12 protein-coding genes are annotated in these 16261 nt (G+C 71.8%); 5 read left to right on the plus strand and 7 right to left on the minus strand.

Annotated elements, in window-relative coordinates; genetic code table 11:
- The first annotated feature begins 91 nt into the window (after positions 1 to 91).
- On the plus strand, positions 92 to 1846 hold the full coding sequence (locus ABT070_RS08385) for an ABC transporter ATP-binding protein (RefSeq protein WP_351756505.1): 1755 nt from the start codon (positions 92 to 94) through the stop codon (positions 1844 to 1846).
- A 66-nt stretch (positions 1847 to 1912) separates the two neighbouring features.
- On the opposite strand, the gene ABT070_RS08390 is transcribed toward ABT070_RS08385, so the two are convergent.
- Entirely contained in the window at positions 1913 to 2212 is a 300-nt protein-coding gene (locus tag ABT070_RS08390) for a hypothetical protein (RefSeq protein ID WP_351756508.1), read from the minus strand.
- Between the two features lie 171 nt (positions 2213 to 2383).
- On the opposite strand from ABT070_RS08390, the gene ABT070_RS08395 reads away from it, so the two are divergent.
- Complete coding sequence (locus ABT070_RS08395; protein ID WP_351756511.1) at positions 2384 to 2749, plus strand: nuclear transport factor 2 family protein; 366 nt, start codon at positions 2384 to 2386, stop codon at positions 2747 to 2749.
- A 317-nt stretch (positions 2750 to 3066) separates the two neighbouring features.
- On the opposite strand, the gene ABT070_RS08400 is transcribed toward ABT070_RS08395, so the two are convergent.
- A complete protein-coding gene (locus tag ABT070_RS08400; RefSeq protein ID WP_351756514.1) occupies positions 3067 to 3840 on the minus strand; it encodes a hypothetical protein in 774 nt (257 codons plus the stop codon).
- A 145-nt stretch (positions 3841 to 3985) separates the two neighbouring features.
- Complete coding sequence (locus tag ABT070_RS08405; protein WP_351756517.1) at positions 3986 to 5944, minus strand: ricin-type beta-trefoil lectin domain protein; 1959 nt, start codon at positions 5942 to 5944, stop codon at positions 3986 to 3988.
- Between the two features lie 207 nt (positions 5945 to 6151).
- Between ABT070_RS08405 and ABT070_RS08410 the strand changes: the two genes are divergently transcribed.
- Positions 6152 to 7387, plus strand: a complete 1236-nt coding sequence (locus tag ABT070_RS08410) for a glycosyltransferase (protein WP_351756520.1) — start codon at positions 6152 to 6154, stop codon at positions 7385 to 7387.
- A gap of 11 nt (positions 7388 to 7398) precedes the next feature.
- On the opposite strand, the gene ABT070_RS08415 is transcribed toward ABT070_RS08410, so the two are convergent.
- Positions 7399 to 10203 (minus strand): P-loop NTPase fold protein, encoded by a 2805-nt coding sequence (locus ABT070_RS08415; RefSeq protein WP_351756523.1) that lies wholly within the window; start codon positions 10201 to 10203, stop codon positions 7399 to 7401.
- Positions 10182 to 10844 carry a TetR/AcrR family transcriptional regulator gene (locus ABT070_RS08420; protein WP_351756526.1) on the minus strand — a complete coding sequence of 221 codons (663 nt, stop codon included), beginning with the start codon at positions 10842 to 10844 and terminating at the stop codon, positions 10182 to 10184. The genes ABT070_RS08415 and ABT070_RS08420 overlap by 22 nt, the downstream gene beginning before the upstream one ends.
- 180 nt (positions 10845 to 11024) lie before the next feature.
- On the opposite strand from ABT070_RS08420, the gene ABT070_RS08425 reads away from it, so the two are divergent.
- Positions 11025 to 12281: a YncE family protein gene (locus tag ABT070_RS08425; RefSeq protein ID WP_351756529.1), complete on the plus strand. Its 1257-nt coding sequence runs from the start codon at positions 11025 to 11027 to the stop codon at positions 12279 to 12281.
- A gap of 78 nt (positions 12282 to 12359) precedes the next feature.
- Here the strand turns inward: ABT070_RS08425 and ABT070_RS08430 are convergent, their stop codons facing one another.
- Positions 12360 to 14222 carry a cellulase family glycosylhydrolase gene (locus ABT070_RS08430; protein WP_351756532.1) on the minus strand — a complete coding sequence of 621 codons (1863 nt, stop codon included), beginning with the start codon at positions 14220 to 14222 and terminating at the stop codon, positions 12360 to 12362.
- Positions 14223 to 14425: 203 nt separating this feature from the next.
- On the opposite strand from ABT070_RS08430, the gene ABT070_RS08435 reads away from it, so the two are divergent.
- A complete protein-coding gene (locus ABT070_RS08435; RefSeq protein ID WP_351756535.1) occupies positions 14426 to 15550 on the plus strand; it encodes an XdhC family protein in 1125 nt (374 codons plus the stop codon).
- 153 nt (positions 15551 to 15703) lie between these two features.
- Here the strand turns inward: ABT070_RS08435 and ABT070_RS08440 are convergent, their stop codons facing one another.
- Positions 15704 to 16207, minus strand: a complete 504-nt coding sequence (locus ABT070_RS08440) for a metallophosphoesterase family protein (protein WP_351756538.1) — start codon at positions 16205 to 16207, stop codon at positions 15704 to 15706.
- Positions 16208 to 16261: the final 54 nt, after the last annotated feature.

Raw genomic sequence — 16261 nt, forward strand, 5'->3', positions numbered from 1 at the left:
CCGACGCCCGCTCCGAACACGCCCTCGCCGGTCGCGGCGCGCGGCGGCAGACGTAGCCTGAGGCCCGCGACCCGATCTCCCGAGGAGCCCCGTGACCATCGCAGAGACCGCAGGCGGACGGCCCCCGTGGCGACTGTTGCTCGACTACGTACGGCCACACCGCTGGTCCCTGCTGACGGGTGCGGCTCTGTCGCTGGTCACCGGTGCCACCGGGCTGCTCCTGCCTCTGGTGGCAAGGAAGTTGATCGACGACCTGGGCCACGACCGTTCGAAATGCGGCGCGTTGCTCGCGCTGACGGCCCTGGTCATCGCCAACTCGGCGGTGGGTGCGCTGGGTTCGTTCGTGCTGCGGCGCACCGCGGAGTCGGTGGTGCTCGGCGCGCGGCGGGCGCTGTCCTCGTATCTGCTGCGCCTGCGGATCCCGGCCGTCGACCGGAGCGAGCCCGGCGACCTCATGGCCCGTATCACCTCCGACACGACGCTGCTGCGCGAGGTGACCACCGACTCGCTGGTGGGCCTCGGCACCGGCGGGCTCACGCTGGCCGCCACGGTCGTGATGATGGGCGTGGTGGACCCGGTGCTGCTGGGGGTCACGCTGGCCGTGATCGTCTGCGCGGGGACGGTCCTGGGCGTGATCGTGCCGCGGATCAACCGGGCGAGCCGCCGGGCGCAGGACGCGGTCGGCGTGATGGGCGCCTCGCTGGAGCGGGTGCTCGGCGCGCTGCGCACGGTGAAGGCCTCGGGAGCCGAGCACCGTGAGGAGGCGACGCTGCACGCGGCGGCCGAGGAGTCCTGGCGGCAGAGCGTGCGCGCCGCCAAGTGGTCGGCGGCCGCGGGCAACACGGCCGGCCTGGCGATGCAGACGGCCTTCATCACCGTCCTCGCGGTGGGCGGGGCACGGGTCGCGACGGGCGCCATCGAGATCGGCACGCTGGTGGCGTTCCTGCTGTACGTCTTCTATCTGATGTCGCCGATCCAGCAGGTCGTCGGCGCGATCACCCAGTACCAGACGGGTTCGGCGGCCCTGAGCCGCATCGAGGAGGCCCTGCTGCTGCCCGCCGAGCCGGCGTCCCGGCCCGAGCCGCTGCCCTCGCCCGCCGCCGAACCGGCCTCGCTGGACTTCGCCGACGTCCGGTTCCGCTACGCCGACGACCTGCCGTACGTCCACCACGGGGTGACGTTCACCGTGCCGGCCCGGGGCATGACGGCGTTCGTCGGCCCCTCGGGCGCGGGCAAGACCACGGTGTTCTCGCTCATCGAGCGGTTCTACGACCCCGAGTCCGGCACGATCGCCCTCGACGGGCGGGACCTCGCGGACTGGGAGCTGTCCCGGCTGCGCTCCTCCATCGGCTACGTCGAGCAGGACGCCCCCGTGCTGTCCGGCTCGCTGCGCGACAACCTGCTGCTGGGGAATCCGTCGGCGGACGACGGCACCGTGCGGGACGTGCTGAGGACGACCCGTCTGGAGGGCCTGGTCGAGCGGCTGCCGCTGGGGCTCGACACCCTGGTCGGACATCGCGGGACGAAGCTGTCCGGCGGCGAGCGGCAACGGGTGGCCATCGCCCGCGCGCTGCTGCGCCGCCCGCGGCTCCTCCTCCTGGACGAGGCGACCTCCCAGTTGGACGCGGTGAACGAGGCGGCGCTGCGCGACACCGTCGCCGACGTCGCCCGGACGACCACCGTCCTCGTCGTCGCGCACCGGTTGTCGACGGTCACGACGGCCGACCGGATCGTCGTCATGGACGCGGGCCGGGTCCGCGCGGTGGGGACGCACCGCGAGCTCGTGGCGGGCGACCCGCTCTACGCGGAGCTGGCGGCCACGCAGTTCCTGGCGACGGTCGAGTGACCGGGTCCGCACGCGCGTGGGGGCCGCCCGGTCGTCCGGACGGCCCCGCGGGAAGGGACGAGAGGCTCAGACGTCGATCCCGGGCAGCAGCCCGGCCACGGGAGCGGCGAGGTCGGTGATCTGGTGCAGCTCGCTCAGCTGCTCGATCCGGCTGACGTTCTTGACCTCGCTCAGCTGCCTGGAGACCGGCGGGAGGTCGGACCGGTACTCCGCGGGAATCTGGCTCATGGCCAGCGAGTCCAGCGCGGTCAACGGGTTGATTTTGCCGGTGGCCGGGGCTTCGGCCGCGCTCGCCATGGGCGCCGCGAGGCCCGTGACCCCGGCGGCTAGAGCGGCGAGAGCGGCGATGCGTCGAGTGGAGATCATGTCTACAGCAACGTCCCCGGCGCCCTCGCGGACACGGGTGGGCGCCGGCGCTCACCCGACAGGCGGAGGGGGCGGGCTGCGCTTGCCGAGCCCGGCCTGCCGGAGGAGCCTCGAAGGTGAGGGTCGGGCGGTCCGACCTCCCCTCGGCCGCGGCCCTCGCAGGAGGTCACCATGGGCACCGCGGCAGGATCCGCCTTCGACACCGAGACCTTGCGCAGGAGCGTGGAGGGCGACACCGCGACGGCTTTGCTGTCGCTCTACGCCGACGACGCGGAGATACGCGTCATCGACCACAACACCCAGCCCAGCCAACCCAAAGTTCTGCACGGCCGGGACGAGATCGGCCGGATGCTGGAGGACGTCTACAGCCGGGACATGACCCACAAGCTGGAGGAGTGCATCGTCCAGGGCGACCGTGCCGCCTTCAGCGAGTCGTGCCGGTACGCGGACGGTGTGCAGGTACTCGCCGAGTCGATGATCACGTTGCGGGACGGCAAGATCGTCGAGCAGACCATGATCCAGGCATGGGACGAGTAGGGAGGAAGACCGCCGGGGTCCAGGTCACTTCTCGGCTGACCTGGACCTTCTCGGTGCGGGCGGTGCGGGGGCGGTCGCGTCCGGCCCGGTCCGCTCTGCCGGCACCGGTTTCCACGGCGGGCCGCCGGGTGTTGTCCGTCGCCCTGCTGCGGACGGCGCTGCGAGCGGTGCGGTCGCGTCCACGCCCTGCGACACCGCCCGTCTCCCGCACACGGTGCGGCCGGCGTCGGTGAGCCGCACCCGAGCGCGCCGAACCCCCGTCCCTCGTACGCCGGTTGCCGGTCACCGGTTTCCCGTTGCCAGGCCGCGTTCGGCGGTCAGGTCTGCGTCGGCGCGGTCCCCGCGTCGGCGGGGCCGGCCTCGGCGGCGGTACGCCCGAGGCGCCGGATCACCGCGCTCAGCCTCGTCAGCGCCACCGCCGTACCGGCGCAGACGGGAACGGCGGGCCAGTACACGAGGACGTGCCCGAAGGCCGCGCGGACGAGGAGGGCGAGCAGCGCCGCCAGGCCGACGGCCGAGCCGAGCGCGCAGGGCCCGAAGCGGTCGTCGCGGCCCGCCCGGGGCCGGCCCGTCCGGGCCGCCAGCAGGGCGGCGGCGGACACCGCGAGGGAGATCGCGTAGGCCGTCGCCACCGGGGCGAGCACCATCAACGTCACGTCCAGCGTCCCGAAGTGCCAGCCGGGCCAGACGTCCCGGCCGTCGATCTCGACGACCCTGCCGTGCCACAGGCCGACCACGACCCGCTTGCCCTCCCAGAGGTCCCGCCCGACCCGGTCCTCGACCTTGTCGACCCTCGTCCGCCCTTCGCCCAGGGCGAGTCCGACGGTGTACTCGGTGTGGGTGAAGTACGCGCCGCTGCCGCCGGCCTGCCCGCCGCCCGCGTATCCGGACACCGTGCGCGAGGTCAGCTCCGTCACGCTCGCGTCCGCGGTGTGCAGGGATCCGTCCGACCGGGCGAGCGCCACGGCCGTCTCCTGGTAGGTGCGTCCGGCGAGCAGCAGGACGAGGACGGCCATGAGGAGGCGGAACAGCACGCGCCGGACGCGTCCGCCCCCGCTCGTGACCGGCTCGGCCTCGCTGGTGTCCGACATGGTCCCCCTGGTCCCGTGCGTCGACTGGTCCGGCATGTCGACAGACAAGGGAAACACCGGGCCGGTTCCCCGTCACCGGCCCCCGGGCGTCTCCGCCCGCAAATGGCGGGGGCCCGACCGTCGGGTCGGGCCCCCGCCGAGAGGGTCAGGTCAGCGTCCACTTCTGGTTGTCGGCGGTGCCGCAGGTCCAGAGCACGATCGGGGTGCGGTTGGCCGTGCCCGCCCCGTTGGCGTCGAGGCACAGCCCCGCGTTGACGTTGGTGATCGTGCCGTCGCTGTTGACGTTCCACTTCTGGTTGTTCTGGCCGTTGCAGTCCCAGATCACGACCTTGGTGCCGTTGGTGGTGCCGAGGTTGTAGGCGTCCAGGCACTTGTTCCCGTACACCACGAGTTCCTTGCGGGAGGTGTACGTCCAGGCCTGGTTGGAGCCGCCGTTGCAGTCCCACAGCTCGGCCTGGGTACCGTTGGTGATCGTGCTGTTGTACAGGTCCAGGCAGCGGCCCGACTGCTTGCCGACGACGAGGGCGCCGTTCGCGCCGGCGAGGGGCTTGACCGTGATGTCGGCGAGGGTCGGGGCGCCCGTGAAGGCGAGCGTGTTGGTCGAGCCCTTCGACAGGGCCACCTGGAGGGTGATCGTGCCCTGCGCGGAGCCCGTCGGCGGGAAGGAGACCGTCGTCGCGGTCTGGCCGTTGACCTTCAGCGTCGCGGTACGGGCCGTGGAGCCGGTGTTGGTGTACGCGACGTCGACGACCTTCAGGCCGGTGTTCCCGGCGACCACGCCGGAGAAGCTCGACGTGCCGGTGTACGTGCTGCCCGACGCCTCGGTGCCGCCGGTGACGGTCAGCATGACCGAGCCGCCCGCCGGGACGCTCGCCGTGTAGCTCGTGGAGTACGAGCCGACGTCGGCGCGGGCCCACAGGTCACGGACGGTGGCGGAGGCGTTGGTCAGACCCAGGTCGGACCAGCGGACGGTGATGTTCTGGGCGGAGGAGGTGCGGTTGAGCAGGACGACGGCACGCTTGCCGCTGCCGGCGAGGACCTTGCCGTACACCTGCGCTCCGGTGACGTCCTCGGCGACCTTGACGCCCTGGAGGCCGCGCGCGTCCTGGTCCACGGCGACGACCTCGGGATTCTTGAGGATGTTCGCCGTCTCCGTCGTCATCGTGGTCAGGTCGTTGCCGGCGAGGAGCGGAGCGCCGGAGACCGCCCACAGGTTCATGTGGGTGCGGTTCTGGGCGGCGGTGAAGCCGGTCATGCCGACCATCAGCATGTCCGGGTCGTTGTAGTAGCCGGTGTGCTGGGCGGTGGGGTGCAGGCCCTGGTCGAAGTTGGACAGCAGGTTCGTCATCGACGGGTTGTTGCCGTAGTAGATGATGTCGGTGCTGGTCCGGAACATCGGGGCGAGGCCGGGAGCCCAGTTCCAGGTGTTCTGGTAGCCCCAGTTGCAGATGGACAGGGTGAGCGGGCGGCCGGTGGCGGCCGTCGCCTTCGTGACGGCGCCGCTGATCGCGGTGTACGCCGTCGCCGCGTCGAGGCCCTCGGCGTCGCCGCCGCACCAGTCGACCTTCACGAAGTCGAAGCCCCACTGCGAGAACTGGAGCATGTCCTGGTCGTAGTGGCCCTCGCTGCCGCTGCCCGGGGCGGCGGGCCGGCCGGTCGGGTAGTAGTAGCCGCAGCCGTCCTTGCCGGCGTCCGTGTAGATCCCGGCCTTGAGGCCCTTGCTGTGGATGTAGTCGGCGATGGCGCTCATGCCGCCGGGCCACTCGGACTCGTCGACGGTGATGTTGCCCCCGCTGTCGCGGGTGCCCTGCCACCAGCCCTCGTCGATGTTGATGTACTGGTATCCGGCCGCCGGCAGGCCCGCGGCGACGAACGCGTCGACCTGCTGCTTGATGACGCTGTAGTCGATCTTCGCGGCGAAGCTGTTCCAGGAGGCCCAGCCCATCGGGGCGGTGGACACGGCGATCTGCCGCGAGGTCGCCGCCTGGGCCGCGCCGGGCTGGGCGAACAGCAGGGCGGCGGTCACCGTCAGCAGCAGGGCGAGGACCCGTGCGGCGGCGGATCTCCAGCGCCGGACCGGGCGCGCGGAGGGTGGAGGAAACATACGGCGGCTCCAAGCTTCGAAATATCGAACAAGGGTCGGCGAACCGAACGCGTTGCGCGCCGAAAGTAGAGCCGCCGGAGAGTGAAGTCAACGGCTGCGACAGAAGTGATGTGACCGCTCTCAAAAGACGAAGTGGCGGCTTTCGTAGGGTTGTTCAGCCCGGGCCACCCGCCCGCCCCCATACTGTCCGTCGTGCGAGTGGCGATCATGACAGCGGGATCCCGGGGTGACGTGGCCCCCTTCACGGGACTCGGCCATGGGCTGGTGCGGGCGGGGCACGAGGTCACCCTGGTCACCCACGCGCGGTTCGCGCCGCTGGTGGCGGGCTCGGGGGTGGGCTTCCACGCCCTGCCGGTGGATCCGCGGGCGGAGCTGGAGTCCGAGCGGGGCCGGGGACTGCACCGCAGCACCACCGGCCCGGGCAAGCTGCTGCGGATGGCCCGGCTGGCGCGGTCACTGGTGGGGCGGATGACCGACGACCTCCTGACCGCGGCCGAAGCGAGCGACGTCCTGCTGCTGTCCGCCCCGGTGGCGCCGCTGGGGCACGTCATCGCCGCGGGCCTGTCCCTGCCGAGCCTCGGTCTCTACCTCCAACCCGTCGTCCCCACAAGGGAGTTCGCGCCGCCGATGCTGGGCGGCGGCTCATGGGGCGCGGTCGGCAACCGGCTCGCCGGGCACGGCGTCGGGGTGGCCGTCGAACAGGTCTTCGCCCCCGCCGTGCCGGCCGTACGGGCCCGGCTGGGGCTGCCCCCCGTACGCCGTTCCGGCACCGGCCTGCGGGCCCGGGCCCGGCGCGGCTGGCCGGTCCTGCACGGTTTCAGCCCGCTGGTGGTGCCCCGGCCCCGCGACTGGCGGGCGGAGCTGGACGTCACCGGGTACTGGTGGCCGTACGAACGGGAGACCCGGCTCCCGGCCGCTCTGCGGGAGTTCCTCGACGCGGGGCCGCCGCCCGTCTTCGTCGGCCTGGGCAGCGCGACCGTGCCCGACCCGCGCCGGCTGAGCGCCGAGATCGTCCGGGCACTGCGGCGGGCCGGCCTGCGCGGGGTGATCCAGCGCGGCTGGGCGGGCCTCGCGGCCGAGGGCGACGACATGCTGACCGTCGACGAGGTCCCGCACTCGCTGCTGTTCCCCGAGACGGCCGCGGTGGTCCACCACTGCGGGGCGGGGACGACGGCGGCGGGCGTACGGGCCGGGGTCCCCGCCGTGCCGGTACCGGTCCAGTTCGACGAGACCTTCTGGGCCGACCGCCTGGTCGGCCTCGGCGTGGCGCCGGAGTCGGTACCGCTGCGCAGGCTGACCGCGCAGACCCTGGCCACCGCGCTCCTGCGGGCCACCCGGGATCCCGAATTCACCCGGCGCGCGAACGAGTTGGGCACCCGGGTGCGCGAGGAGGACGGGGTGGGGCGGGTGGTGGCGGCCGTGGGGCGGCTGGGAGAGAGGTGACCGGGGCAGCCTCAGTCGGCGTAGTGCGGGCAGGACCTGCGCGCGGTCTCGACGATCTCCGGCAGGTCGGGAGCAGGCACGTGCGGCAGCCCCCACGCCGCCCTGGTGTCGTCGAGGAGCCGACGGGCGCTGCGCGGCGAGAGGGAGAGCTCCCCCCGCACCACCGCCAGCCGCTCGAGGCTTCCGTCCGGTCTGTGCACGTGCGCCTGCGCACGGCGGCGCTCGAAGCCCGGCGCCGCGAACACGTCGAGGAGGGTGACGCAGAAGTAGGCGTAGGCGGCAGCCTCCTCCAGACGCTCCAGGGCATCGGCGGGCAGCTCCGCGCGCAGTTCGGCGCCGCCGGGACCGTCCGCCCATCGCGCGAACCGGCCGATGTGCCCTCGCATTCTGTTGAGTTCGCACAGGCAGTCGGCGTGCAGGAATTCCGCCAGCCGCCTGGTCGCCCCGAAGACCACATCCGCGCTCCGGGTGGGCAGGGCACCCTCCTTCACCCCGGCCCTGAAGGCGTCGACCGTCTCCCGCATCGCGCGGGTGACGAGCCAGGCGGCGATGTTCCGAAGTTCGACCTCGCCTCTGCTCTCCCGCAGTGACACCATCTCGCGGGAGTACCGGATCAGGTCCCGCGGCACACCGCCGGCCAGGGCGTGGGCGAGCGCGACGAACGGCTCCGAGACACCGGCGGCGCGCTGGCCCAGTATCCGCTTCGACTCCTCCCACGAGCAGGGCCGCACATGGACGACGTCGTCGAACGTGCTGTCGGCGACATCGCGTCCGGGCAGTCCCCGCCGGACGAAGGCCGCCCCCACGTCCTCCGACACCGAGATCAGGAAGTGCACGCCGGTGACACCCAGGATGGCCTTGATCTCCCCGAGGAACTCCAGCGCCTTGGCGGTGGACCCGAGCCGGTCGATCTCGTCTATGGCGACCACCAGGCGCCGTTCCTGCGACCGCAGTTCCCCGGCGACTTCGGCCAGGGTGCGCCTCAGCTGCTGGACGAGCTCGGGCAGGGTGAGGGGGGACGCGGTCAAGGAGGTGCCGTAGGTGGACCCCAGGTTCAGCAGCCCGCCGGCCGGAGCCCCGCTCGCGCCGTACGTCACGCTCTGGACCGTCTGGAGCCGGTAGAGGTGATCCCGGCACCGTCTGGCCAGGGTCGGTTCCCGCTTTCCGCGCCTCCACCGGGACACCCTGATCATGATGGCGCCCAGGGAGATCAGGGCCACTCGTTGCGACAGGTCCCACCCGAAGGCCTCATGTCGCATCCGGTCGTCGACGAAGGCCCCGCCGAGCCCGAGGACGAAGACCGAGGCCGCGACCCGCGCGGTGGTCCCGCGCACGTATTCCCAGAAGGGCGTGACCACCGTCCAGACAGCGATGGCGGCGAGCACCCCCACGACCGTCATCGTGGGGTAGTAGACGGCCGGTTCATCGTGGCGCCAGTCCTCGAACCAGGCGATCACCGACCTCGGTGACCACACGGTCACCAGCCCCAGCACCATCAGCAGCCGGCCGACCGGAGCGAGAAACACCTGACGCACGACGCTGGTGAAGCCGCTGAACCGCCACCTCCTGACGTACTTCCAGACCAGGAAGCCGAGGACGACGGCCGCCAGCGCCGGCCAGGGCCGCCTGCCCTCCAGGACGGCCCCCAGACCGTCCCGCAGCCGCTCTGCCGCGTCGGCGCCGTCTCGCGCGAGCGCTGCGGAGCCGTGCTCGACGAAGTCCTGCGCGGCGGCGAAGACACCCACCAGGAACAGCCCGAGAGCCAGCAGGCCGACGACGAAGCTTCGGGCGAGCGCCCGTACGGCCGCGCCGAGCCTGCGCAGCCCGGTGCGCAGCGGGCTGAGGCGACGGAACTCGGGAAAGCCGTACCCGTGGTCCGTCATGTAGGTCTCGCACAGGACAACGAAGAGCGAGGTGAGGAACTCCAGAGGCGCGTAGGAGGCGGGCGCCTGCACGGAGACCTTCAGATCGTGCGTGTCGCCGTACGTGGCGAGCAGAGTCGACTTCCCGGAGCCGCGCGGTCCGCACACGGCGATGGTCCCGTCGACCAGGGCGTCGAGCTTCTGCCGGATCTCCGCCATGGCCTGGTTGTCGACCACGAACCGTCGGTCACGGTGGTCCCTGATGCCCTCGTACTCCGTAGCCACAAGCAGACAGTCGGGATCCTCACCGAGCAGTTCCGAGACCACGTTCTGCACCACCGGGGGAAACACGTCCTGCGCCGCGACCTGTGTGAGTTCGGCGGTCCGGTGTCGCACCGCCCGCTCCCATCCGGCTCTGGCCGTCAGCGCGAGGACGAACGAGACGAAAGCCCGCACCCGACCGCGCGACTCCGGTCGCCACAGGGCCCCTCCGAGCGCGGTCAGCACGACGCAGAGCCCAGCGGGCCACCAGCCACTCCCTGTCGCCCACAGGACGACCGGGGCCGCCGGGGACAGGGCGGCCGCGGCCAACGGCACGTCCCAGGTCAGGCGGGGCAGCAAGGGCGGGATGCGGCCCTCGGCCTCGTCTCGCCTGTCGCGCGCGTCCTCGTAGCGCAGCGCGGCCTCCTGGTACAGAGGCGCGCGCCGCACTCGGGCGACGTTCTCCCGCAGACGCATCGCCCGCATGATGTCCAGCCGGAACGCGCCGGGGCGCCGGTCCAGACGGATCGCCACCTGGGCGCCCGTCAGGCTCTCCTCCAGAGCCCGTGCGTAGGCCGCCCGTTCCCCCACGTCGTACAGGCCGGCCGCCAGCAGTTCCCGGTCCTCGTCATCCTGCAACTCGCCCAGCCCCCCGTCGTCCCCGATGCCGTTCAGGACGGCCGCCGCGTCCACCCCGGCGGCCGCAGGATCCCCAGCAGTTGTCGCACCAGTTCGTCGACCACCTCGTCCAGGGTCGCGTCCACCCATCCGGCGCTCCAGTCGTGGAGGAGGCCGTTGACACTGCCGATGAAGGCCGTCGCCGCGAGGCGGTAGTCGCGGGGGGCCGCCTCGCCGCGGGCGGCGGCGGCCGACGCCTCGGCGCAGATGAGATCGACCCAGCGGGCGCGGCGGGCCAGTCGCTGTTCCTCCAGCCGGGGGCTGACCCCGACGATCTCCACGAAGGTGATCCGGATGCGGCGCGGGTCGGAGGTCACGTCGGCCGCGTAGGCGCGGAAGATCGCGGTGACCCGCTCGACGAGCGGCATGTCCTGGGCGGCGACGAAGGCGGCCAGGACCGCCTCCTCGGCCCAGTCGTTGACCTGGAGGTGCAGCGCCGCCAGGACGTCCTCGAGGGTGCGGAACTCCTCGTAGAACTGGCGGGTCGACAGGCCGGCCGCCTCGCTCAGCGACGCGACCGTGGTGCCGCGGTAGCCGGGGACGTCCCCGAACAACCGCAGCGCCGCATCCAGGAATCTCCCGCGTCGCTCGACCTGCCGCTGCTCGGCGGACTTGCCGCCGTACCGGCCGGTCGGCGCCCTGAGCCTGCCCGCCACTGACCCTCCCTCGTCGCTCCGTGCTCCCCCATCGCCAATTTTGTCGTGTACCGGGTCTTGTGGCGAAGGGCCCCCCTTCCTTACTTTCCAGTAAGTAAAGTCTGAATGCTTCCGTGTTCAGATGTGGGCGGACCCGGTCCGCCCTGCCCCCACACCCTTCGCCCAGAGGAGAGAGCAGCCATGCCCGCCTCCAGATCCAGGCACCTTTGCTCCGTAGCCGCCGCCCTCGTACTGACCGTCGCCGCTCCCGCCACCGCCGCCACCGCCGTCTCCGACGCCTCGACCGCCGCCGCACTGCGCGAGGTGCTCTTCGTCGGCAACAACTGGGAGGGCACCGCGGACGTCATCAGGTCCAGCGGTGATTTCGCCAAGGTCGGCCGGATCAACGTGATCCCCGACAAGAGCGCCCGGATGGCGGAGATCAACGCCGACCCGATCAAGTGGATCTACTTCCAGGCCATCCGCAACGGTGTCGGCGAGGGCCACGACCAGTTCGTCGACGACATGTACACCACACCGGACGGCGGCTCGGTGGTCGTCTCCCGGCCGAGCTTCGCCGACGTGGTCTCCATCGACCTGGCCACCGGGAACATCAACTGGCGCTTCCCGGTGTCCGGTTACCGCTCCGATCACATGGCCGTCTCGCCCGACGGCACCCGGGTCGCGGTCTCCGCGTCCATCTCGAACACCGTGCACGTCCTGGACATCGGCACCGGCAGGCAGCTGGGCTCGTTCAAGACGGGCGACAAGCCGCACGAGAACATCTTCACCAAGGACGGCAAGTACATCTACAACATGTCGATCGGCGACGTGAACACCTCGCAGGACGCCCCGTGGCAGGACTTCACGAAGGGCGACCGGCGGATCACCGTCGTCGATGCGACCACATACCAGCAGGTCAGGGTCATCGACATGCGGCAGCGGCTGGACGCGATCGGCCTCACGGACTACTCGGACGCGGTGCGTCCCGCGGTCTTCTCACCGGACGAGTCCAAGCTGTACTTCCAGGTCTCGTTCTTCAACGGCTTCTTCGAGTACGACCTCGCCACGGACCGCATCACGCGGACGAAGACCCTGCCGAAGAACCCGGCGACCAGCGACGACCGCACCACGTTCGTCAACGACTCGCGTCACCACGGCATCTCGATGAGCCCCGACGGCGGCAAGCTGTGCGTGGCGGGCACGATGGACGACTACGCGACGGTCGTCGACCGCGCCACCCTTCAGGAGGGCCCGCTGATCAGCGCCTCCAAGCCCTACTGGGCCACGGTCAGCGGCGACGGCAGGAGTTGCGTCATCTCCGAGAGCGGCGCCGACCAGGTCACGGCGATCGACTTCGCCACCGGGCAGAAGGTCGTGTCCGTGCCGGTGGGCGACCATCCGCAGCGGGTCCGGATCGGCCGTGTCGCGGCGAACTGGACCGGAACCGGCAGCTGACGGCTCCTCGGACACCGGGGTGGGTGGCGATGACCGTCACCCACCCCGGTGTCGTGTCGTGCGTCGTGCCCTGCGGGGCTAGCCCACCTTCTGGCTCACCCACGCCGACAGCTCCGTGCGGGCGGCGGCCAGCAGGGTCGCGGACGGCGCGGTCGCCCCGTTGGTGACCAGGGCGTAGTGCACGACACCCGAGTCCGGCGCGCTGAGCAGCAGGCGCCGGCTGCCCGTGCCGCCCGGTTCGGCGGCCGCGGCGATCTTCGTGGTCGTCGTGTACGCGGGCGGGCCGTACACCGTGCCGAGGTCGGAGACGACCGTCGTCGTCGCGGTCGGGAAGGAGGCCGGCAGATGCAGATCGGTGGGCGCCGTGCCGCCGTTCGAGCGCCACACGAGCAGACCGTACTGGCCGGAGCCGACGAGCTGTTTCGTGTTGGGCAGGGTGCTGGGAACCGGATTCCAGGTGAGTGTCGTGGAGCCGTCGCGGGAGCGGTCCTCGTAGGTGAAGGCGACGGTCGTGCCGGAGGTGGCGCTCGGATAGATCCGGTCGAGCAGCCGGGCGTCCTGACGCAGGGTCGCCGTGCCGCTGTCGTCGAGGCGGACGGCGGAGAGGTCCTCGTCGTTCCAGGCGTCGCCGGTGGTGAGCACCTTGTCGGCGTTGCCGTTCATCAGCTCGCGGTGGCGGCCGTTGTAGATGTCCCACTGCCACTGCGAACCGGACAGGACCGGACCGGAGGTGGCGGGAGTGGTCCACCAACTCGCGCCCTTCACCCGGGAGTCGAGTGCCTGGTACATCGCCTTCAGGACGGTCGGCGCCTTGCCTGCGGTCGAGCCGTTCAGGGGGTGGCCGAACTCGCTGACGATCGCCGTCGTCCCGGCCGCCGACGCGCGGTCGCGGACCGTTGCGAAGTCGGTGACGTACTGACCGTCCTCCGCGTTGCCCCACATCAGGACGCCGGAGATGGCCTTCTGGTCGTAGAAGTGGGTGTTGAAGACGTAGCGGGAGCCGAGCGTGCCCGCGTCGAGGAGGCCGCCCTCCTCCTTGCTGACGTTGCCGTTCCAGAAGAGGTTCGGCTCGACGAGGGCGGGCTTGTCGGCCCAGCCGGCCGCGTCCATCCGGGCCCGGAACTTCACGTAGAAGGGCCACAGCACGTCGCGCTCCCACGTGCGGCTGGCCTGGCCGGAGTCGTAGGTGCCGGCGTAGGGCTCGTTGTAGGGGTCGAAGCCCAGGACGCCGGCGAACTGCTCGGTGGTGAGGTTCGCCTTGAGGTACGCCATGGTCTTCTGGGCGGTGGCCAGGAAGTAGTCCTGCACGCCGTAGTTGTTGTGCCAGAAGTCGTACTGGGCGGCCTTCACCGCGCCGTTCTGGGTGATGTTCTGTCCCCAGAGGAAGCAGATGCCGCAGGACTCGGCGGGGTAGCCGCCGAGGGCCACCGCCCACGCGGGGGCGCCGTCGCCCGTGTACCAGCTGCCCGAGTTGAACAGGTAGCGGGAGTAGAGGTCCTGGTGGAAGTCGGGGTAGACACGGATGCCGGCGTCGAGGAAGGCCTGCATCTGGGCGGTGGCGGCGGCCAGGTAGGTGGTGTCGACCTGGCCCTTCGCCGGTTCGGCGTAGGCCCAGGAGAGCAGGAAGCGGACGGAGTTGCCGCCGCCGAGGGCGCGCAGGGCCGTGGCGGACTTCCTGGCGTCGGCGACGGAGGCGAAGGGCAGGCCCTTGTTCTCCGCGAGCTTGGTCTCGCCGGAGACGTTGTAACCGCGCAGTACGACCTCGCGGCCGGCCGCGTCGACGAAGCGGCCGCCCGACACGGTGAGCGCCGTGCCGTCGAAGGAGAGGGAGTCGGGGAGCGTGGCCGCGCCGGCGGTCGGGGAGCCCGCCACCGTCAGGAAGCCACAGAGTCCGCAGAGGACCACCAGAACAGCGAGCAGACGTGCCCGGATATTCGGCATGTCCACTACAGTCCGGTGATTTCCGGACACCGTCAATACCTTCTGACCCGCGAGTAAGTTCATTCCCCGTCAACCCAGTTGGCAACCCGGCTCCGTCGGTTCACCAGGTGTCCCGCGCGGTGCGGACCGGCGGACGACCCGGCCGCGGATTACCGTTCAGGAGAAACGGCCGATTCGGCCGTCGCTGCCGGAAGGGAACCGATGTGCGCGAGATTCTCCCGGTGCTGAACCGCTGGTACGCGGCCGGTGTGCCGTTCGGGCTCGCCACCGTGGTCGACGTCAGCCGCAGCGCGCCGCGCGATCCGGGCGCGGCGATGGCGGTGGGGCCGGGCGACGAGGTGGTGGGCAGCGTGTCCGGGGGCTGCGTCGAGGGCGCGGTGTTCGAGCTGGCCCGGGAGGTCGTGGCCGACGGGGCGGCACGACTGGAGACCTTCGGCTACAGCGACGAGGACGCCTTCGCCGTGGGGCTGACCTGCGGCGGCGAGATGACGCTGCTCGTCCGCGCCGTCACCCCCGGCCTCGACCCGTCGTTCGGCGCCGTCGCCGAGTCGGTCGCCGCGGGCGAGCCGGTGACGGTGGCCACGGTGACCGACGGCCCCGCGCCCCGCGGGGCCACCCTCGCCGTCTGGCCGGACCGGACCCGCGGCACGCTGGGCACGGAGGGGCTGGACGCGGCCGTCACGGCCGACGCGCGCGGCGAACTCGCCCTCGGCGTCACCGGCGTACGGCACTACGGGCCGCGCGGCCAGCGGCGCGAGGACACCGTCCCGGTGTTCCTGCACTCCTTCGCGCCGCCGCCGCGCATGCTGGTGTTCGGCGCGATCGACTACGCGGCCGCCGTGGCCCGGCTCGGCGACTTCCTCGGCTACCGGGTCACGGTCTGCGACGCCCGGCCGGTCTTCGCCACCCCGAAGCGTTTCCCGCCGGGCGTCGAGGTGGTCGTGGAGTGGCCGCACCGGTATCTGCGCGGCACGGAGACCGACGACCGGACGGCGATCTGCGTGCTGACCCACGACCCCAGGTTCGACGTGCCGCTGCTGGAGGTGGCGCTGCGCCGGCCGGCCGCGTACATCGGGGCGATGGGGAGCCGCCGTACCCACGACGAACGCCGGGCACGACTCGTCGAGGCCGGGCTCACGGACGGTGAGCTGGCCCGGCTGCGCTCACCGGTCGGGCTGGACCTGGGGGCCCGTACACCCGAGGAGGTCGCCGTGTCGGTGGCCGCCGAGATCGTCGCGCTGCGCTGGGGCGGCAGCGGCGCTCCGCTCACCGCGACGGCCGGGGCGATCCATCGGGCGAGGCGAGATGGTCCGGTCCGGAATGTGTGAAGCGCCCGCGGACCGGGTACGCGCACATAACGGACAGAAAAGCATGTCCTCTGTCCTTCGTCTCGCGAAGGAAGGAGGTCCGTTGAAGCAACGCACACTCGCAAGTTCCGGGCCGCCCCCGACCCTCTCGGCCGGGCGCGGCCCGGTTCTTTGTCAGCGGCGCGGGGGCAGCCGGTGCAGGACGAGGTCCGTGAGCCTGCCGTCGGCCGCGGTGGCGGTCAGGTAGGTGCAGTACGGCTGACGCCGTCGGTCGGTCGGGGAACCCGGGTTGAGCAGGCGCGGTCCGCCGGGGGCGGTGGTGTCCCAGGGGATGTGGCTGTGGCCGAAGACCAGGACGTCCAGGTCGGAGAAGCGCGCGGCGCAGCGGGCCTCGCGGCCCTGGGCGGGGCCCGTCTCGTGGACGACCCCGAACCGCAGTCCGCCCAGGTCGGCGAACGCGACCTCGGGCAGCCGGGCGCGCAGCCCGGGCCCGTCGTTGTTGCCGTACACGCCGACGAGCCGGCGGCTGCGGCTCTCCAGCAGGTCCAGGGTGTCCGTGTCGACCCAGTCCCCGGCGTGGATCACCACGTCCGCGTGCGGGAGCTCGTCGAGCAGCGGGGCGGGCAGCGCCTTGGCGCGCTTGGGGAGGTGGGTGTCGGACATCATCAGCAGGCGCACGGCGCCAGAGTACAAAATCCCCGACTCGGGCCGATCCGGACAGGTGGGGCGTCG

Origin of the sequence: Streptomyces sp. NPDC002884 (genome assembly GCF_040295245.1) — a bacterium.
Lineage (GTDB): Bacteria > Actinomycetota > Actinomycetes > Streptomycetales > Streptomycetaceae > Streptomyces.